Consider the following 22,816-nt stretch of genomic DNA (forward strand, 5'->3'; position numbering starts at 1 on the left):
CGATCGGCGGATGCCGGTCGGGTCGTTTCGTTTGCGCACGTCGATCGATGCGGCGACGCGCGCACCGGTCAGGCCGTCACGATCGCCGGCGGCTTCGTCGTGTCGCCGGCCGGCCGCGCGGCCTCGGTGAGCGCATCGCGCAGCGCGGCGAGCGCCGCCGACGCATAACCCTGTCGCCACGCGAGCAGCGTGTCGATGCCTTCGAGTTCGGGAATCGTGTGCGCGGCGATGTTGCCGGTTTCCGGCTGCAGGTCGAGCACCGAACGCGGCGCGACCGCGACGCCGGCGCCGGCCGCGACGCACGCGACGATCGCATGGTACGAGCCGAGTTCGAGCACGCGCGCGGGCTTCATCCCGTGCGCCGCATACCATTGCTCGACGTACTTGCGGTACGTGCAGCCGCGCTCGAACGCGATCAGCGTCGGCAGGATCACGTCGCGCGGCGTGCGCACCGGCGGATGGCCGCGCGGCGTCAGCAGCACGAGATCCTCGCGGAAGACCGGCACCGTCTCGAACGTGTCGGGCAGCCCGCCCGGTTCGGGCGGGCGCGCGAACAGCGCGGCATCGATCTCGAAGTCGCGCACCCGGTCGATCAGCCAGCCCGTCGTGCCCGTCACCAGTTCGAGCGACACGTCGGGCCACGCGTGGTGATAGCGCGCGAGGAGAGCCGGCAGTCGGCTCGCGGCCGTGCTTTCCATCGTGCCGAGCCGCAGCCGGCCGCGCGGCGTGTCCTCGCGCACCGCGTCGCGCGCCTCGTCGGCGAGCGCGAGCAGGCGCTCCGCATACGGCAGCAGCGTCTGCCCGGCCGGCGTCAGCACGAGCCGGCGTCCGTCGCGCACGAACAGCGCGGCGCCGAGTTCTTCCTCGAGCTGCTTGATGCGCGTGGTGACGTTCGACTGCACGCGATTGAGCTTGGCCGCCGCGCGCGTCACGCCGTTCTCGCGCACGACCGCCCGGAAAATCGCCAGCGCGGCCAGGTCCATGATTCTCTCCGAGGGATGAGTCGATTCTTGATTATTCATTTTTCAAGAACGTTTGGTCAAGCTACGATGGCCGCATTCCGGTTTCCGATCCGGCCGGCGCGCTCAGTGCCGGCCGTTGCCGCCATGTCCCGCTTCGATGCCTCGACCGCCGCTGCCGGCGTCCTTTCGTCCGACCAGGCCGACCGCCTTGCCCGCGCGGCCGCGCTGGCGTGCATGGTCGGCCTCGCGGTCGTGCTCGGCGTCGGCCGTTTCGCGTTCACGCCGCTGTTGCCGCTGATGCTCGCGGACGGCTCGATCGGCCTGAAAGCCGGCAGCTGGCTCGCGTCGGCGAACTACGCGGGTTACTTCGTCGGCGCGGTCAGTTGCGCGGCGCTGCGCATCGCGCCCGCGCGGATGGTCCGCTTCGGGCTCGCGGCCACCGTGCTGCTGACCGCCGCGATGGGCGTCGGCCACCTGCTGCCCGTGTGGCTCGCGGTGCGCTTCGTCGCGGGCATCGTCAGCGCGTGGACGTTCGTGTTCGTGTCGCAGTGGGGATTGCGGCGCCTGGCCGAACTGCACGCGCCCGAATGGAGCGGGGTGATCTACGCGGGGCCGGGCGTCGGCATCGTCGTGACGGGGCTGATCGGCAGCGCGCTGGCCGGCCAGCGCGCGGCGTCCGGCTGGCTGGGCTTCGCGGTGCTGTCGGCCGTGCTGTCGGTGGCGATCTGGCGCACGTTCGGCACGGTGCCGCCACCCGCGGCACCCGCGGCGGCTGCCGCGCCGCATGCGGCCGCGGGCGCGACGGCAGCCTCGACGGCGCCGGCCGCCGGCGAGCGAAGCCGGCGCCTCGATGCCGCGTGGCTCGTCGTGCTGTACGGCGCGCCGGGCTTCGGCTACATCATCACCGCGACGTTCCTGCCGGTGATCGCGCGCGCCGCGCTGCCGGCCGGCTCGCCGTGGCCGGACCTGTTCTGGCCGATGTTCGGCGCGGCGCTGATCGTCGGCGCGATCACGGCCGCGCGGCTGCCCGGCCACTGGGACAACCGGCTGCTGCTCGCGGCCGGCTGCGCGACGCAGGCGCTCGGCATCGTGGCCGGCATCGTGTGGCCGAACGCGGCCGGCTTCTCGGCGGGCAGCGCGTTGCTCGGCCTGCCGTTCACCGCGATCACGCTGTTCGCGATGCGCGAGGCGCGGCGGCTGCACGGCGAGCGCGCGGCCGGGCTGATGGGCTATGCGACCGCGTCGTACGGGATCGGGCAGATCCTCGGGCCGCTCGTCGCGGCGCCGCTGGCCGCGCGTTTCGGGTCGTTCACGCCGGCGTTGTGGGTCGCGGTCGCCGCGCTGCTCGCGGGCGCCGCCGGCTTCGCGGCGACCGCCGCGAGCGCGCGCCGGCAACCCTGACGCCGGCGGGGACGGATCGTCTGCGGCGCGGGCAAACTCGCTAGAATGAAGCCTTTCCCGCGCCGAGCGGGTGCGCGGGCAGCCGGGAGGCGGCCGTCCGGCGCTCGCCAGATCCTCACCGATGACCACCGCCGACTACCGCTTCTGCCCGCGCTGCGCGAGCCCGCTGACCGAGCGCGCCGATCCCGAACATGAAGGCGGCCGCATCCGCCAGGCGTGTCCCGACGACACTTGCGGCTATGTGCACTGGAACAACCCGCTGCCGGTCGTCGCCGCGATCGTCGAGCTCGACGGCCAGATCCTGCTCGCCCGCAACGCGGCGTGGCCCGAGGGGATGTTCGCGCTGATCACCGGTTTCCTCGAAAACGGCGAGACGCCCGAGGACGGCATCGCGCGCGAGGTGTTCGAGGAAACCGCGCTGAAGGCCGAGCACGTGTCGCTCGTCGGCGTGTACGAATTCATCCGCAAGAACGAGCTGATCATCGCGTACCACGTGCGGGCGTCGGGCACGGTGTCGCTGTCGCCGGAATTGCTCGAATACCGGCTCGTCGATCCGCCGCTGCTGCGCCCGTGGCGTGCCGGTACGGGCTTCGCGCTTGCCGACTGGATGCGCGCGCGCGGCCTCGATGTCGAGTTCGTCGACCGGCCGGGGCAGTGACGGGCCGGCCTGCCCGCAGGGTGTCATTCGCCGCGCCGCGCGCGATCGCGCCGCGGCGTGGCGCTTCATGCCGGCGTGCCGTGCCGCACGGCCGCCGCGCGTCGTCCTCACCGTTTCCATCGTCCTGACCGCCATCGCCATGTCCGACAAGCCGCAGCCGCGTCCGCGCGACGCCTATCGCCACTTCCTGCCGATCACGACCCGCTGGATGGACAACGACGTCTACGGGCACGTGAACAACGTCGTCTACTACAGCTACTTCGACACCGTCGTGAACGAGTACCTGATCCGCGCGGGCGTGCTCGACGTCGAGCACGGGCAGACGATCGGGCTGGTCGTCGAGACACAGTGCAACTACTTCGCGCCGCTCGTGTTTCCGCAGTCGGTCGACGCGGGGCTGCGCGTCGTGAAGCTCGGCACGTCGAGCGTGCGCTACGAGGTCGGGCTGTTCGCGCAAGGCGCTGCATCGCCCGCCGCGCAGGGCCATTTCGTGCACGTGTACGTCGATCGCGAGACACGCCGCCCCGTGCCGCTGCCCGATGCGCTGCGCGCCGCGCTCGAGCCGCTCACGGCCTGACGGTTCGCGGTGCACGCGTTCGCGCTCCAGGCCTTCAACGGCCTCAGCTACGGCTTGCTGCTGTTCATGCTGTCGGCCGGCCTCACACTGATCTTCAGCGTGCAGGGCGTGCTGAACTTCGCGCATGCGAGCTTCTACATGCTCGGCGCGTATGTCGGCTACAGCATCGCGGCCCAAGCGGGCTTCTGGCCCGCGCTCGTGCTCGCGCCGCTCGCGGTCGGGCTGCTCGGCGCCGGCTGCGAACGCACGCTGCTGCGCCGCGTGCAGGCGCGCGGCCATACCAGTGAGCTGCTGCTGACCTTCGGTCTCGCGTACCTGATCGGCGAGGGCGCGAAACTCGCCTGGGGCCTCGCGCCGCTGCCGGCGCCGGTGCCGCGGCTGTTCGACGGCGCGCCGGTGAGCGTGTTCGGCCTCGCGTTGCCGCGCTACCGGCTGTTCATGATGGCGATGTCCGCGACGATGCTGGTCGCGCTCGGTGCGCTGCTGCGCGCATCGCGCCTCGGGCTCGTCGTGCGCGCGGCGCTCACGCATCGCGCGGCCGTCGAGGCGCTCGGCTACGACGTGCCGCGCGTGATGACGGGCCTGTTCGGCGCCGGCACCGCGCTCGCGGCGCTGGCCGGCGTGATCGGCGCGCCGCTCGCGGTGATCGAACCCGCGCTGGCCGAGACCGTCGGGTCGGTCGTCTTCGCGGTCGTCGTGATCGGCGGCCTCGGCTCGCTTGGCGGCGCATTCGTCGCGTCGCTCGCGGTCGGCTTCGCGCAGACTTTCGCGGCCGCGAGCGACACGTCGCTGCGCGACCTCGCGCAATGGATCGGCATCGCGTTGCCCGACCGCGTGGCCGCGGTGTCGATCGCGCAACTCGCGCCGCTGGTGCCGTACCTGCTGCTCGTCGCGGTGCTGGTCGCACGGCCGCGCGGGCTGTTCGGCGAGCGCGCCGATGCCTAGCCGCGCGTTCGCCGGATTCGCGCGCTGGGCGCTGTTCGCCGCGTGCTTCGTGCTGCCCGCGTGGCTGTGGCCGCATGGCGCGGTGCTCGGCTATCTCGCGCAGACGGCCGCGCTCGTCGTGCTCGCGCTGTCGTACAACCTGCAGCTCGGCACGACCGGGCTGCTGTCGTTCGGGCACGCGGCGTTCGCGGGCCTCGGTGCGTTCGCCGCCGCGCACTGGTTCAACCATCTCGGCGGCCCGCTGCCGCTGCTGCCGCTCGTCGGCGGCGTGGCCGGCGCGGGTTTCGGCTGCGTCGCCGGGCTGCTCGCGACGCGTCGCTCCGGCACCGCGTTCGCGATGATCACGCTCGGGCTCGGCGAATGCGTCGCGGCGGCGGCGTGGAGCGTGCCCGCGTGGTTCGGCGGTCTCGGCGGCGTGCCGATCGATCGCGCGAGCGGCGCGCCGTGGGGCAACGGGCAATTCGGCGCACCGGCGCACGCGTATGCGGTGATCGCCGCGTGGTGCATCGTCTCGGCGTGGGCCATGCACGCGCTGACGCGCACGCCGCTCGCGCGGCTCGCGAACGCGGTGCGCGACAACCCGGCGCGCGTCGCCGCGCTCGGCACCGATCCGCGCCGCGTGCGGCTCGCCATGGTCACCTGCGCGTCGTTCTTCGCGGGCATCGCGGGCACGTTGACGCTGATCGACATCGAAATCGCAACGCCCGACAGCGTGTCGATGGCGCGCTCGGCGACCGTGCTGATCGCCGCGGTGATCGGCGGTACCGGCGCGTTCTTCGGGCCCGCGGCCGGCGCCGCGGTGCTGACCGCGCTGAGCATCGGTGTCGCGGGCGTGTCGCGCGCGTGGGCGCTGTATCTCGGCGTGCTGTTCGTCGCGATCGTCGTGGCCGCGCCGCGCGGGCTCGCGGGCATCGCGCAGGCGCTCGTGCATGCGATGCGGCGCGATGCGCCGGCGCCCGAGCGGTGGCGCATGCTGTGCGCGCTCGGCGCGTGCGTGTTCTGGGGCGTCGCGATCGTCTGCGCGGGCGAGCTCGGTTATGCGTGGCGCTTCGCGCAGGACGACGGCACGGGCCTCGCGTTCGGCGCATGGGGCATCGACGCCGATACGCCGGCCGGCTGGGCCGTCGCGTGCTCGGCGGCCGGCATCGGCACGCTGCTGTGGGGCTGGCGCGCGCGGTTCGCGCGGGACGCGCGGGCCGGCAAGCGGGAGGACGTGCGATGAACGGCAATGCGATCGCGCTGCAGGGCGTCGTGCAGCGCTTCGGCGCGCAGACCGTGCTCGACGGCGTCGAACTGAGCATCGCGGCCGGCGAGCGCCATGCGTTGATCGGGCCGAACGGCGCGGGCAAGTCGACGCTGTTCGGCGTGATTGCCGGTGCGGTACGGCCGACGCGCGGGCGTGTCGTGCTGCACGGCGTCGACCTGCGCGGGCGCGGGCCCGTCGTCGCGAGCCGCCTCGGCGTCGGCCGCAGTTTCCAGCAAACGAGCGCGTTCGCGCGGCTGACCGTGTTCGACAACCTGCGTTGCGCGGCGCTGCATGCGCCGGCCGAACGGCGGCGCTGGTGGAACCGGCTGCGCGAATCGGCGTCGATCGATCTCGCGGCCGCGCGCGTGCTGCGCGACATCGGGCTCGAGGCGCGGCGCGACACGCCGGCCGCCGAACTGAGCTACGCGGAACAGCGCGCGCTCGATCTCGGAATCGCGCTCGCGAGCGGCGCCCGCACGCTGCTGCTCGACGAGCCGACGGCCGGCATGAGCCGCGCGCAGGCGGCGCGGATGATCGCGCTGATCCGCGCGACGACGCAGGGCCGCACGGTGCTGATGATCGAGCACGACATGGATGCGGTGTTCGGTTTCGCCGAACGCATCACGGTGCTCGTCCGCGGCGCGGTCGTCGCGACCGGTGCGCCCGATACGATCCGCGCCGATCCGCGCGTGCGTGCCGCGTACCTGGGCGAAGGCCGCGCATGAACGCACTGCTCGACATTCGCGGCCTGCGCGCGTGGTACGGATTGCAGCCCGTGCTCGACGGCGTCGATCTCGCGCTCGCGCCGGGCGAGACGCTCGCGCTGCTCGGCCGCAACGGCTCGGGCCGCTCGACACTCGCGAAGGCCGTGATGGGGCTCGTGCGCACGGCCGGGTCGGTGCGCATCGCGGGCGCCGAATGCGCGGGCGCGCGTACGTTCGAGATCGCACGGCGCGGCGTGGCTTACGTGGCCGAAAGCCGTGACGTGTTCCCGCTGCTGACGGTACGCGACAACCTGCGGCTCGGATTGCGCGGCGCACGCGGCCCGGCCGAACGCGCGGCGCTCGACCGCCTGTTCGACCGCTTTCCGCTGCTGGCCGCACGCGCGGACGTGAAAGCCGGGCGGCTGTCGGGCGGCGAGCAGCAGGTGCTCGCGTTGGTGCGGGCCCTGGCCGGCCGCCCGCGGGTACTGATCGTCGACGAGCCGGCCGAGGGGCTCGCGCCGCTCGCGGTCGACGAGGTCGGTGCCTGCCTCGCCGCGCTGCAGGCCGACGGCGTCGCGATCGTGCTGATCGAGCAGCGCCTGCAGTTCGCGCCGCGGCTCGCGCGGCGGGTCGCGGTGATGGGGCGGGGACAGATCGTCTACGACGGCGCGCTCGACGGTCTGGGCGGCGAGGTCGCCGACGCATGGCTGAGTGCCGGCTGACCGCGCGCGATCGATTGTTCGGCAAACGCCGCCAGTCAATTCGTGTCGGGCCGCTTTATCGCCGCCGCGACGCGCCGTACATTGCCAGTCATGCCGGTCGCCGCGGCAACGCGGCATCGGCGCCCACCATCGAATGTCTTCTGACCGAGGAATGAAATCATGAGCAAGCTGGCAAACAAGGTAGCGATCGTCACGGGCGCATCGAAGGGCATCGGCGCGGCCATCGCGAAGGCACTGGCCGCGGAAGGCGCATCGGTCGTCGTCAATTACGCGAGCAGCAAGGCCGGCGCCGACGCGGTCGTGAGCGCGATCGTCGAGGCGGGCGGCCGCGCGGTCGCGGTCGGCGGCGACGTGGCGAAGGCCGCCGACGCGCAGCGCATCGTCGATACGGCGATCGATACGTACGGCCGTCTCGACGTGCTCGTCAACAATTCCGGCGTGTACGAATTCGCGCCGATCGAGGCGATCACCGAGGAACACTACCGCCGGCAGTTCGACACGAACGTGTTCGGTGTGCTGCTGACGACGCAGGCGGCCGTCAAGCATCTCGGCGAAGGCGCGAGCATCATCAACATCAGCTCGGTAGTGACCAGCATCACGCCGCCGGCGAGCGCCGTGTACAGCGGCACGAAGGGCGCGGTCGACGCGATCACCGGCGTGCTCGCGCTCGAACTCGGCCCGCGCAAGATCCGCGTGAACGCGATCAACCCGGGCATGATCGTGACCGAAGGCACGCACAGCGCGGGTATCATCGGCTCCGATCTCGAAAAGCAGGTGCTCGGCGAGACGCCGCTCGGCCGTCTCGGCGAGCCGAACGACATCGCGTCGGTCGCCGTGTTCCTCGCCTCGGACGATGCACGCTGGATGACCGGCGAGCACCTCGTCGTGAGCGGCGGGTTGAACTGATCGCGCCACGCGCGGCATCGGCCCGCACGGGCCGGCCGCGCGGTTACGCGATCATCGCCAGCGCGTTCGCGCCGACGTGCCAGCGCAGGCTCTCGACGACGAGCGCGTGGTTGCGTTCGGACTCGAGTCCGGCGATCGTCATCGCACCGACGATGCCGGCGCCGGCGACGCGTAACGGTACGCCGCCGCCGTCGAGCGCATAGTCGTCGTCCGACAGCCCCTGCGACTGCAGCGACCAGCCGGCGTGCCGGAAGCGCGCGCCGACTTCGAGCGAGCTCAGGCCGAAGCGCAGCACCGTGTTCTGCCGGCGGCGGATCGCGTCGTTGTCGCGCGCGCCGCTGCCGTCGAGCGCGCAGTAGAACAGCGGCGCCTTGCCGACGATGCCGACCGCGATCGGCAGCCCGCGGCGCGACGCGATGTTGACCGCGATTTCCCCGAGCCGGCGCGCGACGTCGGCGTTGAAGCGCGGCAACGCCGTTTCGCGCGCGCCTTCGTCGAAGGGCGCGTGATCGAGGCGCGGAAAGATCGTCACCATGGCGGCTCCGTGTCGTCGCAAATGCGGATTGCGCGCGGGTATCGCACCGCGACGGGCCGCGCGCTCGCCCGTCTTGCGTTCAGCGCTTCGGCGCCGCGTCGATCATCCATTCGTGCGCCGGATCGTTCTTGAACGCCCATGCGCGGCTCGGCCCGGCCATCACGTTCAGGTAGTACAGGTTGTAGCCGTGCGGCGCGACGACCGGGTGGTAACCGCGCGGCACCATCACGACGTCGTGGTTCTCGACCGCGCACGCTTCGTCGAGGCTGCGGTCGTCCGTGTACACGCGCTGGAACGCGAAACCCTGCGGCGGATCGATCCGGTGATAGTAGGTTTCCTCGAGCGACGTCTCGTCGGGCGCCGCGTCGCGATCGTGCTTGTGCGGCGGATAGCTGCTCGAATGGCTGGCAGGCGTGACGACTTCGACCACGAGCAGCCGGTCGGCCGCCGGGTTGTCGCCCATCAGGATGTCGCACACGTAGCGCGTGTTGGTGCCTTGCCCGCGCACCGAGCGGCGCATCCGTTCGCCGTCGAGGCGTTGCACGGGCTTGTCGCCGCTTGCGTAGGGCGCGGTGCACAACGCGATTTCCGCGTCGCGCGTCGCGACCAGCGTGACGGTCTTGCCGCCCGGCACGTACAGGGCGTCCGGCGACACCTCTTCGAAGACGCTGTCGCGCTTGCCGAGCGCATCGTGGGTTACGCCGTCGACTTCGGCGCGCACCGTGCCCGTCAGCACGACGACGCACAGCTCGCGCGTGCCGGTGTCGAGCGTTTCCGTGTCGCCGGCCTTCAGGCGCAGCGCGCGAAAGCCGACATGCTTCCAGCCGGCCGACTCGGGCGTGACGTTGCAGATTTCGCGGTCGGCGGATGCCTTGACCAGCAGGGGAGAAATCGTCATGGGGTGGGGCTCCGCAATGGAAGGGGGCTCAAGCGCTCACGCACTCAACCGGTCGACGATCGCGCGCAGCGACGTGTAGCCCTTTTTCGCATACGCATAGCTCGGCGCGACGGCCGGATCCTGCTCGGCCTCGACGACGAGCCAGCCTTCGTAGCCGGCGTCCTTCAGCGTGCACAGCGTCGCGTCGTAATCGAGCGCGCCGTCGCCCGGCACCGTGAACGTGCCGTTGATCACGCCGTTCAGGAAGCTCCAGCCGTCGTTGCGCGCCTGCGTGACGACCTGCGGCCGCACGTCCTTGCAATGCACGTGCGCGACGCGCGACACGTGCTTCTTCAGCAGCGCGACGGGGTCGGCCGCGCCGCCGAAATACGCGTGGCCGGTATCGAACAGCAGGAACACCTTCGTCGGGTCGGTCAGCGCCATCAGCCGGTCGACGTCGTCGGGCGACTCGACGTACGCGCCCATGTGGTGATGGTAGGCGAGCTTGATCCCGTACGTGTCGAGCAGGTGCGCGCCGAACGCGTCGAGGCGTGCCGCGTAGCGCCGCCAGGCGTCGTCGTCGACGAAACGCGGCCGTTTCGCGACCGGCGTGTCGATGCTGCCCTGGATCGTGCCCGCGCATTCGCCGTAGACCACGACCTTCACGTCGTTGAACTGCAGCTTCGTCAGGTGCGCGCGGCAGCGCTCGATTTCGGCCGCGACCGCCTCGGCGTCGCTCATGCCCGGTTCGACTTCCGCGAGGAAGCCCGAATACCAGCCGGACACGCACACGAGGCCGAATTCGGCGAGCTTCGCCTTCAGTTCGGGGCCCGTCTTCGGAAACTTGTTGCCGAGCTCGAAGCCCGCATAGCCGATTTCGGCGCCTTCCTTCAGCGCCGTTTCGAGCGGCGTCTCGCCGCCGAGCGACGGCAGGTCGTCGTTCATCCACGACAGGGGATTGATGCCGATGCGGACGTTCCAGCTCATGACTTGCTTCCTTGGTTCGGAGGGTGTTCTTGTCGGGTGCTTTAGCGGGCGGCGGGCGCGGTCAGCGCCGCTGCCGGTTTTTCGCGTCGAGATACGCGCGGTGCGCCGCGTCGACGCCGGCGCGTGCGGATACCTGCGGCACCGCGACTTCCCACCACGCGCCGCCGTCGTCGGTCGTGCGCCGGTGGGTGGTGTCGATCACGAGCACCTGGCTCTTCCTCGCCGCGCGGGCGCGCTTCATCTCGTGGCGCAATTCGACGATGTCGCGCACGTGCACGGCTTCGGCGCCCATCGCGCGCGCATGCATCGCGAAGTCGATCGTCGAGCGTTCGCCGCCTTCGGGCACGCAGTCGTCGAGCATGTTGTTGAAGCTCGCGCCGCCGCAGTTCAGCTGCAGCCGCTCGATGCAGCCGTAGCCGCGGTTGTCGAGGATCACGACGATCAGCTTGCGGCCGAGCATCACGGACGTCGCGAGCTCCGCGTTGAGCATCATGTACGAGCCGTCGCCGACGATCACGATCACCTCGCGCTCGGGCCGGGCGAGCTTCGCGCCGAGGCCGCCCGCCACTTCGTAGCCCATGCACGAGTACGCATAGTCCATGTGATAGTTGCCCGGCACGCCGCTGCGCCACAGCTTGTGCAGCTCGGCCGGCAGCGTGCCGGCCGCGCAGACGACGAGGTCGTCGCGTGCGCTGTCGCGTCCCGCGTCGGCCGCGGAGTCGCGCACCGCGCCGATCACTTCCGCGTCGTACGGCAGCGTGTCCTTCGGGATGCGCGTCGTCAGCTCGGTCACGCGCGCGTTCCACGCGGCGGCCTGGTCGCGGTTCGCGGCCGTCCACGCGGGATCGGCGTGCCAGCCGGCCAGCGCGCCCGACAGCTGGCCGAGGCCCGTGCGTGCGTCGGCGATCAGTTGCCGGCCGCGTTTCTTGCCCGCGTCGAACGGCTGCACGTTCAGGCTCAGCAGCGTCGCGTCGCCGTACAGCGCATGCGAGCCGGTCGTGAAATCCTGCAGCCGCGTGCCGACCGCGAACACGACGTCGGCCTGCGCGGCCGCGCGGTTCGCGGCGGGCGAGCCCGTCACGCCGATCGATCCGAGGTTCAGCGGGTGATCCCACGCGAGGCTGCCCTTGCCGGCCTGCGATTCGGCGACCGGCACGCCGTGCGTGTCGGCGAACGCGCGCAGCGCGTCCCACGCCTGGCTGTACAGCACGCCGCCGCCGGCCACGATCAGCGGTTTCTTCGCGGCCTTCAGCACGTCGAGGGCGTCGGCGAGTTCGAGCGCGTCGGCCGGCGGCCGGCGCATCCGGATCACCGGCGGCGCGAAGAAATCCTCGGGCCAGTCGTACGCGAAGGTCTGCACGTCTTGCGGCAGCGCGAGACAGACGGGGCCGCACTGCGCGGGATCGGTCATCACCTGGATCGCACGCGGCAGCGCGACGAGCAGTTGCTCGGGCGACGTGATGCGGTCGAAGTAGCGCGTCACGGGCCGGAAGCAGTCGTTCGCGCTGATGTCGCCCTGTTCGAAATCCTCGACCTGCTGCAGCACGGGGTCGGGCAGCCGCGACACGAACACGTCGCCGGGCAGCAGCAACAGCGGCAGCCGGCCGACGTGCGCGAGCGCGGCGGAGGTCAGCATGTTGGTCGCGCCGGGGCCGATGCTCGACGTCGCGGCCATCATCCGCTGGCGGAAATGCGCTTTCGCGAACGCGACGGCCGCGTTGGCCATCCCCTGTTCGTTGTGCGCGCGGAACGTCGGCAGCCGGTCCCGCTCGGCATGCAGCGCTTCGCCGAGCCCGGCCACGTTGCCGTGGCCGAAGATCGCGAATACGCCGCCGCAGTACGGCAGGATGTCGGTGCGGCCGTCGGGTTGGACGACTTCGGCACGCAGGGCGGCCAGGTAGCGCACGAGCGCCTGGCTGACGGTCAGTCTCACGGTGTGGGTCATCGTCGGTCGATAGAGAGGAGTCGGGTGGTCGTCACGGGCACGGGCATCAGGCCGCGGCGGCGGCGCGCGCGGCCGCACGGCGGCCCAGCCATGCGTCGACCAGTTGCGTGAAGTTGCCGGCGACTTCGTCGATCAGCGCCTGGTCGTCGATGCGGCCCGCGAACCAGTTCAGCGACGCGTCGGCCCACAGCGTGCGCCCGACCATGAAGCCCTTGACGATCGGGTTGGTCGCCGCGCGGAAGCTGTCGACGAGGTATTGCAGCGGCTGGTTCAGCCCGAGGATCACCGCGCCGCGGCAATGCGGGTCGCGCTCGGCGATCAGCGCGGCGAGCCGCGTCCAGCCGTCCGCGCTCAGCGGCGTGAGCTTCCACCATTCGGGCTTCACGCCGAGGTTGTAGAAGCGCGCGATCGTGCGCAGCACCGCGTCGTCCTCGGTGCCGGCCGGCGTGACCGCGCGCGGCGGAATCATCTCGAGCAGCAGCTCGTTGCCGCTGGCGCGGGTGGCTTCCCACAGTTCCAGCACGCGCTGCTCCTGCTCGACGCGCAGGTCGACGTCGTCGTCGGGGTGGTAGTGGACGAGGCATTTCACGACCTGTTCGGTCGGCCAGTGCGTGAGCGACGAGCCGACCGAGCGCGTCTCGTCGAACCGCAGCGGCCGCGAGCCCGGCAGCTCGACCGGGCGGCCGACCCACCAGCCGCGCCCGGTGGCCGACGCGAGCGCGTCGCTGCCGTAGGCGCCGCCGTCGATCAGCACGCCGACGTGGCCTTCGATCCGGCGCTCGCGCTCGACCTGCTCGACCGCGCGCACGAGCAGGCGCTTCAGCGTCCTGATGCGCGCTTCGTCCGCGCCGGCCTGCACCGCGAGTTCGTAGAACTGGCTGCGGTGGTCGAACGCCATCACGCACAGGTCGTCCCATTCGCGGCGCGGCACCGTCACGCGATGCAGGTGCGCGAGCGTGCGGTCGGCATCGACCGCCGGATTGCGGCTGCCGTCGAACCAGTGCGCGAGTTCGGCCGGCGTCGGCATCGCGGCCGAGCATGCGTGGCGCGACACGACGATCGCGCCGCACGCATTCGCGAGGCGCGTCGATTCGGCCCAGTCGCGGCCGCGCAGCAGTCCCGACAGCAGGCCCGACAGGAACGCGTCGCCCGCGCCGAGCACGTTGAGCACCTCGACGCGTTCGCCGACGAACGTCGGCGCGGCGTCGATGCCGGCCGGAATGTCGCCTTCGATCACGCAGCAGCCGAGTGCGCCGCGCTTGACGACCAGCGTCGCGTTCGTGATCGCGCGCACGGCCCGCAGCGACCCGATCAGGTCGTGCGGCACGCCGCCCGCGATCAGGAATTCCTCCTCGGTGCCGACCAGCAGGTCGAATTCGCCGAGCACCTGCTGCAGCTGCCGCGTGACCTGCGCGTCCGGCACGTAACGGTTCTCGCCCGCGCCGCGTGCGGTCAGCCCCCACAGCACGGGCCGGTAGTCGATGTCGAGGATCCGCACGACGCCGTGGCGGCGCGCGTAGCCGAGCGCGGTCAGCGACGCTTCGCGCGTGCCCGGCGTCGACAGGTGCGTGCCGGTGATCGCCAGCGCCCGGCAGCCGGCGATGAAGTCCTCGCGGATCTCGTCGGCGCGCACGGCCATGTCCGCGCAGTTCTCGCGCACGAACAGCAGCGGGAACGTGTCGCGATCCTTCAGCCCGAGCAGCACCAGCGCGGTGAGGCGCTCGCGGTCGGTCTGCAGCTGGCTCGTGTCGCAGCCTTCGCGCTCGAGCGTCTCGCGCAGGAAGCGGCCCATCTGTTCGTCGCCGACGCGCGAAATCATCGCGGTCTTCAGCCCGAGCCGCGCGACGCCGAACGCGACGTTGCCCGACGAGCCGCCGAGATACATCTGGAAGCTGCGGGCATCTTCGAGGCGGCTGCCGTATTGCTGCGCATAGAGATCCACGGCCACGCGGCCGAGGCAGGCGAGATCGATGGGGCGGTCACTCGGAAAGTTCAGCTGGCTCATATCACGTGTCACGCTCGCGGCCGGCGGTCGACGTTGCCGGCGGATTGGGGGACCGATCCTCTGGCCGCACGCCGTGACGTGCGCTGCACGACGCGGGACTGCCTGCCGCGGGGAATCGGGCTACGGACGCAGTCTAGACTTTTTGGAAATCCAGTTCCCTAGGTGAAATCACGTAGAAATAAATTTCCAAATGTTCGAGGAAGTGATCTACAGTTCCATCCGGATGCTTCAGTCCGTATCGGACTCGGCCCGGCGGCGCGCAACGCGCCGTCTTCCGCCCCCCGGAGATGAGGAGACAGATTGATCATGAAGACCAAGCTGATGGCCGTCGCGGCCGCCGCGATCCTGGCTGCGCCGCTCGCGCATGCCGAGAAGATCGGCGTGACGATGGCGTCGTTCGACGACACGTTCCTGACCATCCTGCGCAACAGCATCGCCGATTCGGCGAAGAAGGACGGCGTGACCGTGCAGATCGAGGACGGCGGCAACGACGTCGGCAAGCAGTTGAGCCAGGTCCAGAACATGATCGCGCAGAAGGTCGACGCGATCATCGTGAACCCGGTCGATACCGACGCGACGCCGAAGATCACGAAGATGGTGACGGCCGCGAAGATCCCGCTGGTCTACGTCAACCGCAAGCCGGTCGATTTCGACAAGCTGCCGGCCGGCGTCGCGGTCGTCGCGTCCGACGAAAAGCAGTCGGGCACGCTGCAGGCGCGCCAGGTGTGCAAGCTGCTCGGCGGCAAGGGCGACATTCTCGTGCTGATGGGCGAGCTGTCCAACGAATCGGCGCGTGCCCGCACCAAGGACATCGAGGACGTGATCGCGACCAAGGACTGCGCGGGCATGAAGATCGTCGACAAGCGCGAAGGCAAGTGGAGCCGCACGCAGGGCCAGGACATCACGATGAACTGGCTGAGCTCCGGGACCAAGTTCGACGCGATCGTGTCGAACAACGACGAGATGGCGATCGGTGCGATCAACGCGCTGAAGGCCGCGCGCAAGCTGACGCCGAAGACGGTCGTCGCCGGCATCGACGCGACGCCGGACGGGCTCGCGGCGATGAAGGCCGGCGAGCTGAAGGTGTCGGTGTACCAGAACGCGATCGGGCAGGGCGCGCAGTCGGTGGCCGCCGCGCTGAAGCTCGCGAAGAAGCAGCCGGTCGACCGCTACGTGAACGTGCCGTTCGAGCTCGTGACGCCCGAGAACATGAACCAGTACGCCAAGCACTGACCGGCGGTCCGTTGAACTGCGCGGGCCCGGCATTGCCGGGTTCGCGCGCGCTTTGTCGAGGAACGTCCATGTTTACAGCCAGGGTCGCGCGCCCGATGGCCGGCGGCGATGCACCGGCCGCCTCGTCCGGCGGGTCGTCCGCCGCGCCGGCTTCTTTCGCGGCCGACTGCGTGCTCGAGGTACGCGGCGTCGGCAAGTCCTTTCCCGGCGTCGTCGCGCTCGACGGCGTGCAGTTCCGCGTGCGCCGCGGCACCGTCCACGCGCTGATGGGCGAGAACGGCGCGGGCAAGTCCACGCTGATGAAGATCATCGCGGGCGTCTACACGCCCGACCAGGGCGAAATCCTGATCAACGGCGAACCGGTCGTGCTGAACGGCCCGCTCGATGCGCTCGAGCGCGGGATCGCGATGATCCACCAGGAACTCAACCTGATGCCGTACATGACGGTCGCGGAGAACATCTGGATCCGCCGCGAACCGAAGAACCGCTTCGGCCTGATCGATCACGCCGAGCTGCGCCGCCGCACGGCCGCGCTGTTCGAACGGCTGTCGATCGACATCGATCCGGAAACCGACGTGCGCACGCTGACCGTCGCGAGCCGCCAGATGGTCGAGATCGCGAAGGCCGTGTCGTTCGACTCCGACGTGCTGATCATGGACGAGCCGACTTCCGCGCTGACCGACAAGGAAGTCACGCACCTGTTCCGGATCATTCGCCAGCTGCGCGAGCAGGGCAAGGGCATCGTCTACATCACGCACAAGATGAACGAGCTGTTCGAGATCGCCGACGAGTTCTCGGTGTTCCGCGACGGCAAGTACATCGGTACGCATGCATCGAGCAACGTCACGCGCGACGACATCATCCGCATGATGGTCGGGCGCGAGATCACGCAGATGTTCCCGAAGGAAGCGGTGCCGATCGGCGACGTCGTGCTGTCGGTGAAGGATCTCTGCGTCGACGGCGTGTTCCGCGACGTGAGCTTCGAGCTGCGCGCGGGGGAAATCCTCGGCGTCGCGGGCCTCGTCGGCTCGGGGCGCTCGAACGTCGCGGAGGCGCTGTTCGGCGTCGTGCCGGCCACGTCGGGCGAGATCCGGATCGACGGCAAGCCGGTGCGGATCGCGACGCCCGCGCAGGCGATGAAGCACGGGATGGCGTTCCTCACCGAGGACCGCAAGGACAGCGGCTGCTTCCTGAATCTCGACCTGCTCGCGAACATGGAAGCGGCCGTGCTCAGCCACCGCTACGTGAAGTTCAATTTCGTGCAGCAGGCGCAGCTGAAGCGCGATTGCGAGGAAATGAGCCGGATGCTGCGCGTGAAGTCGCCGGGGCTGCACGAGGCAATCCAGAACCTGTCGGGCGGCAACCAGCAGAAGGTGCTGATCGGCCGCTGGCTGCTCACGCAACCGCGCATCCTGATCCTCGACGAACCGACGCGCGGCATCGACGTCGGCGCGAAGGCCGAGATTCACCGGCTCGTCAGCGCGCTCGCCGGCAAGGGCGTCGCGGTGCTGATGATCTCGTCGGAAATGCCGGAAGTGCTGGGAATGAGCGATCGCGTGATGGTGATGCACGAAGGGCGCATGACCGGCATCGTCGATCGCAAGGACGCCGACCAGGTCCGCATCATGGATCTCGCGTCGCGCTGAGCCGAAACAAGATTGGAGACAACTGAAATGGGCAACCTGAATCCGGTCGCGGATGCGCAGACCATCACACTCAAGTCGCGGCACACGAAGTGGCCGCCCGAGCTGAGCATCTTCCTCGTGCTGGTCGGCATCAGCCTGTTCTTCGAGATCGTCGGCTGGATCGTCGTCGGCCAGAGCTTCCTGTTCAACGCCGAGCGGCTCGAGATCATCGTGCTGCAGATGGCCGTGATCGGCATCATCGCGGTCGGCGTGAACCTCGTGATCATCACCAGCGGGATCGACCTGTCGTCGGGGTCGGTCGTCGCGGCCGCCGCCGTCGTGTCGGCGAGCCTCGCGCAGGTGTCCGACTTCCCGCGTGCGGTGTTTCCGCACCTCACCGACCTGCCGATCATCTGGCCGGTGCTGGCCGGCGTGTGCGTCGGGCTGCTGGTCGGCCTGCTGAACGGCACGCTGATCGCGATGACGGGCATCCCGCCGTTCATCGCGACGCTCGGCACGATGGTTGCCGCGCGCGGCTTCGCGAAGTGGTTCACCAACGGGATGCCGGTGTCGATGCTGACCGATCAGTTCGCGGCGATCGGCGCGGGTGCCAATCCGGTGATCATCTTTCTCGTGATCGCGGCGATCTTCCACGTCGTGCTGCGCTACACGCGCTTCGGCAAGTACACCTACGCGATCGGCGCGAACCGTCACGCGGCCGTCGTGTCGGGCATCAACGTCACGCGCCACCTGGTGTTCGTCTACGCGATCGCGGGCCTCTTGAGCGGGATCGCCGGCACCGTGACGGCCGCGCGCGCGATCTCCGGCCAGTCGGGCATGGGCGTGATGTACGAGCTCGATGCGATCGCGGCCGTCGTGATCGGCGGCACGTCGCTGTCGGGCGGCCTCGGCCGCGTGACGGGCACCGTGATCGGCGTGCTGATCCTCGGCGTGATGACGTCGGGCTTCACGTTCATCCGGATCGACGCGTATTACCAGGAGATGGTGAAGGGCGCGATCATCGTCGCGGCCGTGATCGCCGACCAGTACCGCAACAAGAAGAAGCGCCGCTGAGCGCGCGCGTGAGCCCGACATCCGCCTTCACGAAGGACGCCCGATGAAGATCGCACTCGACCCGTACATGATTCGCCACCTGCCGCTCGACCGGCTGCCGCATGCGGTAGCCGAACTGGGTTACGACCAGATCGAGCTGTCGCCGCGCAGCGACTTTCTCGACTGGTGGGTGATGCCGCGCGCGACGCGGGCGCGCATGGCCGGGTTCCGCCAGGCGATGCGCGCGAGCGGCGTCGGGCTCGCGTCGCTGCAGCCGATGTACCGCTGGGCGAGCCCGTTCGAGGACGAGCGGCAATGGGCCGTGCGCTGCTGGCGCAAGGCGATCGAGGTGGCGCTCGAGATGGAATGCCCGCTGATGGTGTCGGAATTCGGGCGCGGCGCGTCGCCCGAGCGTTCGGTCGGCGAGCGGCCGGGCGCGAACCCGAAGGAGCTGTGCGAAGCCGCGTGGTTCCGGTCGATGGACGAGCTGCTGCCGGTCCTCGAGCGCGAACGCATCGTGCTGTCGGTCGAGCCGCATCCCGAGGACTGGATCGAACAGCTGCAACCGGCGATCGACATCGTCACGAACCTCGGTTCGTCGTCGCTGAAGCTGTCGTATATCGCGCCGCACACGTTCTACTACGGCGACGACATGGCCGCGATGATCGCGCAGGCCGCGCCGATCCTCGCGCACGTGCGCGTGGCCGACACGTTCGACCACCGCAAGAGCAGCCAATTGCGCTACATCGTGAACCCGCCCGGCTCGAACCAGATCCGCGTGCACCAGCATCTCGACATCGGGCAGGGCGAGATCGACTGGGACGGGTTCTTCGGCGCGCTCGGCGCCGCCGGCTTCGACGGCGTGATGTCGTCGTGCGTGTTCGCGTGGGAAGACCGCGCGGAAGCCTCGTCGCGCTACATGCGCGACACGATCCAGCGCTACGTCGATCGCCATTTCGATCGCCGCGCGCGCTGACCGATTCCCGACCGGCGCGGCGGGGGCCGCGCCGCTGATGAACGACTGGAGACTTGTAGATGAGCTTGCAAATCGGCGTGATCGGCTGCGGCGCGATCGGCCAGGACCACATCCGCAGACTGACCCGCACGCTGTCCGGCGCGCGCGTCGTGGCCGTCAACGACATCGACCCGCAGCAGGCGCGCGACGCGGTGACGAAGTACGGGCTCGACGCCGAGATCTACGGCGACGGCCACGAAGTGGTCGCGGCCGCCGACGTACAGGCCGTGCTCGTCACGTCGTGGGGGCCGACGCACGAAGCGTTCGTGCTCGACGCGATCGCGCACGGCAAGCCGGTGTTCTGCGAGAAGCCGCTGGCCGTCACGGCCGACGGCTGCATGCGGATCGTCGAAGCCGAGGTCGCGCACGGCAAGCGGCTCGTGCAGGTCGGCTTCATGCGGCCGTATGACGAAGGCTATCGCGCGCTCAAGCGCGTGATCGACAGCGGCGAGATCGGCGCACCGCTGATGCTGCATTGCGCGCATCGCAACCAGTCGGTCGGTGAGCGCTACACGACCGACATGGCGATCACCGACACGCTGATCCACGAACTCGACGTGCTGCGCTGGCTGCTGGGCGAGGACTACACGAGCGCGCAGGTCGTCTATCCGAAGAAGACGCGGCACGCGTCCGCGCATCTCGCCGATCCGCAGATCGTGCTGCTCGAAACCGCGAGCGGCGTGCGCATCGACGTCGAGATCTTCGTGAACTGCCAGTACGGCTACGACATCCAGTGCGAAGTGGTCGGCGAGCAGGGCATCGCGAAGCTGCCCGATCCGCCGGCCGTCGGGCTCAAGCACGCGGCGCGGCGGTCGGTCGAGATCATGACCGACTGGAAGGAGCGCTTCATCGCGTCGTACGACGTCGAGCTGCAGGCGTTCATCGACGGCGTGCGGCAGGGCGCGCTGACCGGGCCGTCCGCATGGGACGGCTACGCGGCGGCGGTCGCGGCCGATGCGTGCGTGCGGGCGCAGAAGAGCGGCGCGGTCGAACCGATCGCGATGGCCGGCCGTCCCGCGTTCTATCGCGGCTGACCCGCGGCTGACCTGACGGAGCGATCGACATGACGATGAAGATTGGCTGCGCGCCCTGCTGCTGGGGCGTCGACGACGTGAAGAACCCGCACCTGCCGCCGTGGCGGCACGTGCTCGCCGAAGCCGCGCAGGCCGGTTACTCGGGCATCGAGCTTGGGCCGTACGGCTACATCCCGCTCGAACTCGACGTGGTCAGCGCCGAACTCGAGCGGCAACGCCTGAGCATCACCGCCGGCACGATCTTCGACGATCTCGTGTCGCCGGAGAACCTGCCGAACCTGCTGCGCCAGACGCGCGACATCTGCGCGCTGATCACGCGGCTGCCCAGGCTGCCGACGCAGGACGGCCAGCGCTACGCGGCGCCGTACCTGGTCGTGATCGACTGGGGCCACGAAGTGCGCGACTACGCGGCCGGCCACGGCGATCGCGCGCCGCGGCTGTCCGCCGAGCACTGGGCGCGGATGGTCGACCATATCCGGCAGATCGCGACGATCGCGCGCGACGAGTTCGGCGTGCGCGCGGTGATCCATCCGCATGCGGGCGGCTACATCGAGTTCGCGGACGAGATCGACCGGATCGTCGCCGACATTCCGGCCGAGACGGCCGGCCTGTGTCTCGACACCGGCCACCTGCATTACTCGGGCATGGACCCGGAAACCTGGCTGCGCCGCCATGCGGCGCGCCTCGACTACGTGCATTTCAAGGATATCGACGCGGCCGTGTACGACGCGGTGATGGGCGAGCACATCGCATTCTTCGCCGCCTGCGCACGCGGCGTGATGTGCCCGATCGGCACCGGCGTGCTCGATTACCGCGCGATCCGCCAGGCGCTCGACGAGATCGGCTACGCGGGTTACATCACGATCGAGCAGGAGCGCGACCCGCGCAACGCCGGCACGAGCCTGCGCGACGTCGCCGCGAGCCGCGCGTTTCTCGCGTCGGCCGGCTTTGCCTGACCCACCGAACCCGCACCAGGAACACCACCATCATGATTGACGGACAGATTCTGCTTGGACATTCGATTCGCTGGGGCATGGTCGGCGGCGGGCTCGGCAGCCAGATCGGCTACAGCCACCGCTCGGCCGCGCTGCGCGACGGCAGCTTCCAGCTGGTTGCCGGCGCATTCGACCTCGATCCCGAACGCGGCCGCCAGTTCGGCGTGAAGCTCGGCGTCGCGGCCGAGCGCTGCTATCCCGACTACGCGACGATGTTCGACGCCGAGGCGCGGCGCCCGGACGGCATCCGCGCGGTGTCGATCGCGACGCCGAACAACACGCACTTCGCGATCTGTCGCGCCGCGCTGAACGCGGGGCTGCACGTGGTCTGCGAGAAGCCGCTGTGCTTCACGACCGAGGAGGCCGAGGCGCTGCAGCGGCTGTCGGTCGAGAAGAACCGGATCGTCGGCGTCGCGTACGGCTACTCGGGACACCAGATGATCGAGCAGGCGCGCGAGATGATCGCGCGCGGCGAGCTCGGCGAGATCCGCATCGTGCAGATGCAGTTCGCGCACGGCTTCCACAGCGAAGGCGTCGAGGCCGCGAGCGCGGCCGCGCGCTGGCGCGTCGACCCGAAGTTCGCGGGCCCGAGCTACGTGCTCGGCGACATCGGCACGCATCCGCTGTATATCTCCGAGGTGATGGCGCCGGAACTGAAGATCCGGCGGCTGATGTGTTCGCGGCAGAGCTTCGTGAAGACCCGCGCGCCGCTCGAGGACAACGCGTTCACGATCATGGAGTACGACACCGGCGCGGTCGGCTACGTGTGGTCGAGCGCGGTGAACGCCGGCTCGATGCACGGCCAGAAGGTGCGCGTGATCGGCTCGAAGGCGAGCATCGAATGGTGGGACGAGCATCCGAACCAGTTGCGCTACGAAGTGCAGGGCCAGCCCGCGCAGGTGCTCGATCGCGGGATGGGCTACCTGCATCCGCAGGCGCTGCACGAGGACCGCATCGGCGCCGGGCATCCGGAAGGGCTGTTCGAGGCATGGTCGAATCTCTACGCGCGGTTCGCGCGTGCGATGGACGCGGCCGATCGCGGCGACGCCGACGCGTTGAAGCAGATCCGTTATCCGGACGTTCACGCCGGCGTCGAGGGCGTACGCTGGGTCGAGCACTGCGTGCGCTCCGCCGACGCGGGCGGCGTGTGGGTCGACTATCGGTGAGCGGGGCGGGCCGGCCGCGCGGGCTGCGTCACGTGCGCACCGGCGGCCGGCCCCGGTACTCGGTACACGCCCTAATCTTTACGACGCCGCGAGCGCGTTGGACAATCGCTTCCAGCCTTGCCGTGGAGCGTGTGCAAGTGATGATCGAGCGCGTGGGAGCGAGCGTGCGGCGCGGGCCGTGCCGCAAACGTGATTAAATTCGCCCTTCATGCATGTATCCAGGTG

Annotated in this window: 21 protein-coding genes; 15 read left to right on the forward strand and 6 right to left on the reverse strand. The window is 70.0% G+C overall.

Going from position 1 to position 22,816, the window contains the following annotated elements; all coding sequences use genetic code 11:
* Positions 1–68: 68 nt before the first annotated feature.
* Positions 69–983 (reverse strand): LysR family transcriptional regulator, encoded by a 915-nt coding sequence (locus WJ12_RS06960; RefSeq protein WP_059556996.1) that lies wholly within the window; start codon positions 981–983, stop codon positions 69–71.
* Between the two features lie 123 nt (positions 984–1,106).
* Between WJ12_RS06960 and WJ12_RS06965 the strand changes: the two genes are divergently transcribed.
* From WJ12_RS06965 to WJ12_RS07000, 8 genes are all read left to right on the forward strand, one after another.
* Entirely contained in the window at positions 1,107–2,363 is a 1,257-nt protein-coding gene (locus WJ12_RS06965) for a YbfB/YjiJ family MFS transporter (protein WP_156444743.1), read from the forward strand.
* Between the two features lie 121 nt (positions 2,364–2,484).
* Positions 2,485–3,021 carry an NUDIX domain-containing protein gene (locus WJ12_RS06970; protein ID WP_034191194.1) on the forward strand — a complete coding sequence of 179 codons (537 nt, stop codon included), beginning with the start codon at positions 2,485–2,487 and terminating at the stop codon, positions 3,019–3,021.
* 139 nt (positions 3,022–3,160) lie between these two features.
* Entirely contained in the window at positions 3,161–3,598 is a 438-nt protein-coding gene (locus WJ12_RS06975) for an acyl-CoA thioesterase (protein ID WP_034191208.1), read from the forward strand.
* 9 nt (positions 3,599–3,607) lie between these two features.
* Positions 3,608–4,543 carry a branched-chain amino acid ABC transporter permease gene (locus WJ12_RS06980; RefSeq protein ID WP_034191193.1) on the forward strand — a complete coding sequence of 312 codons (936 nt, stop codon included), beginning with the start codon at positions 3,608–3,610 and terminating at the stop codon, positions 4,541–4,543.
* Positions 4,536–5,765 carry a branched-chain amino acid ABC transporter permease gene (locus WJ12_RS06985; RefSeq protein WP_059556994.1) on the forward strand — a complete coding sequence of 410 codons (1,230 nt, stop codon included), beginning with the start codon at positions 4,536–4,538 and terminating at the stop codon, positions 5,763–5,765. The genes WJ12_RS06980 and WJ12_RS06985 overlap by 8 nt, the downstream gene beginning before the upstream one ends.
* On the forward strand, positions 5,762–6,514 hold the full coding sequence (locus WJ12_RS06990) for an ABC transporter ATP-binding protein (RefSeq protein WP_034191191.1): 753 nt from the start codon (positions 5,762–5,764) through the stop codon (positions 6,512–6,514). Before WJ12_RS06985 ends, WJ12_RS06990 begins: the two co-directional genes overlap by 4 nt.
* Positions 6,511–7,215 carry an ABC transporter ATP-binding protein gene (locus tag WJ12_RS06995; RefSeq protein ID WP_059556993.1) on the forward strand — a complete coding sequence of 235 codons (705 nt, stop codon included), beginning with the start codon at positions 6,511–6,513 and terminating at the stop codon, positions 7,213–7,215. Before WJ12_RS06990 ends, WJ12_RS06995 begins: the two co-directional genes overlap by 4 nt.
* Positions 7,216–7,374: 159 nt before the next feature.
* Positions 7,375–8,121 (forward strand): SDR family NAD(P)-dependent oxidoreductase, encoded by a 747-nt coding sequence (locus WJ12_RS07000; RefSeq protein WP_034191189.1) that lies wholly within the window; start codon positions 7,375–7,377, stop codon positions 8,119–8,121.
* 43 nt (positions 8,122–8,164) lie between these two features.
* On the opposite strand, the gene WJ12_RS07005 is transcribed toward WJ12_RS07000, so the two are convergent.
* The 5 genes from WJ12_RS07005 to WJ12_RS07025 form a co-directional block, all read right to left on the reverse strand.
* Complete coding sequence (locus tag WJ12_RS07005) at positions 8,165–8,656, reverse strand: heme-degrading domain-containing protein (protein WP_034191188.1); 492 nt, start codon at positions 8,654–8,656, stop codon at positions 8,165–8,167.
* Positions 8,657–8,735: 79 nt separating this feature from the next.
* Positions 8,736–9,554, reverse strand: a complete 819-nt coding sequence (iolB, locus tag WJ12_RS07010; RefSeq protein WP_059556992.1) for a 5-deoxy-glucuronate isomerase — start codon at positions 9,552–9,554, stop codon at positions 8,736–8,738.
* A 36-nt stretch (positions 9,555–9,590) separates the two neighbouring features.
* The gene (gene iolE / locus WJ12_RS07015) at positions 9,591–10,520 is read right to left on the reverse strand and encodes a myo-inosose-2 dehydratase (protein WP_059556991.1); all 930 of its coding nucleotides are present in this window, start codon (positions 10,518–10,520) and stop codon (positions 9,591–9,593) included.
* A gap of 61 nt (positions 10,521–10,581) precedes the next feature.
* On the reverse strand, positions 10,582–12,465 hold the full coding sequence (gene iolD, locus WJ12_RS07020) for a 3D-(3,5/4)-trihydroxycyclohexane-1,2-dione acylhydrolase (decyclizing) (RefSeq protein WP_059556990.1): 1,884 nt from the start codon (positions 12,463–12,465) through the stop codon (positions 10,582–10,584).
* A gap of 46 nt (positions 12,466–12,511) precedes the next feature.
* Complete coding sequence (locus tag WJ12_RS07025) at positions 12,512–14,470, reverse strand: bifunctional 5-dehydro-2-deoxygluconokinase/5-dehydro-2-deoxyphosphogluconate aldolase (RefSeq protein ID WP_059556989.1); 1,959 nt, start codon at positions 14,468–14,470, stop codon at positions 12,512–12,514.
* A 306-nt stretch (positions 14,471–14,776) separates the two neighbouring features.
* Between WJ12_RS07025 and WJ12_RS07030 the strand changes: the two genes are divergently transcribed.
* From WJ12_RS07030 to WJ12_RS07060, 7 genes are all read left to right on the forward strand, one after another.
* The gene (locus WJ12_RS07030; protein WP_034191183.1) at positions 14,777–15,703 is read left to right on the forward strand and encodes a sugar ABC transporter substrate-binding protein; all 927 of its coding nucleotides are present in this window, start codon (positions 14,777–14,779) and stop codon (positions 15,701–15,703) included.
* 68 nt (positions 15,704–15,771) lie between these two features.
* Positions 15,772–17,349, forward strand: coding sequence for a sugar ABC transporter ATP-binding protein (locus WJ12_RS07035; protein WP_059556988.1), 1,578 nt, complete (start codon positions 15,772–15,774; stop codon positions 17,347–17,349).
* A 27-nt stretch (positions 17,350–17,376) separates the two neighbouring features.
* Complete coding sequence (locus WJ12_RS07040; protein WP_034191181.1) at positions 17,377–18,402, forward strand: ABC transporter permease; 1,026 nt, start codon at positions 17,377–17,379, stop codon at positions 18,400–18,402.
* Between the two features lie 43 nt (positions 18,403–18,445).
* A complete protein-coding gene (locus tag WJ12_RS07045) occupies positions 18,446–19,357 on the forward strand; it encodes a sugar phosphate isomerase/epimerase family protein (protein WP_059556987.1) in 912 nt (303 codons plus the stop codon).
* 59 nt (positions 19,358–19,416) lie between these two features.
* Positions 19,417–20,430: a bifunctional inositol 2-dehydrogenase/D-chiro-inositol 1-dehydrogenase gene (gene iolG, locus WJ12_RS07050; protein WP_034191179.1), complete on the forward strand. Its 1,014-nt coding sequence runs from the start codon at positions 19,417–19,419 to the stop codon at positions 20,428–20,430.
* 29 nt (positions 20,431–20,459) lie between these two features.
* Positions 20,460–21,386 (forward strand): TIM barrel protein, encoded by a 927-nt coding sequence (locus WJ12_RS07055; protein ID WP_034191178.1) that lies wholly within the window; start codon positions 20,460–20,462, stop codon positions 21,384–21,386.
* 32 nt (positions 21,387–21,418) lie between these two features.
* Complete coding sequence (locus WJ12_RS07060) at positions 21,419–22,591, forward strand: Gfo/Idh/MocA family protein (protein WP_049036399.1); 1,173 nt, start codon at positions 21,419–21,421, stop codon at positions 22,589–22,591.
* The last annotated feature ends 225 nt before the right edge of the window (positions 22,592–22,816 follow it).

It is taken from the genome of Burkholderia seminalis (genome assembly GCF_001718535.1).
Classification (GTDB): Bacteria; Pseudomonadota; Gammaproteobacteria; order Burkholderiales; family Burkholderiaceae; genus Burkholderia; species Burkholderia seminalis.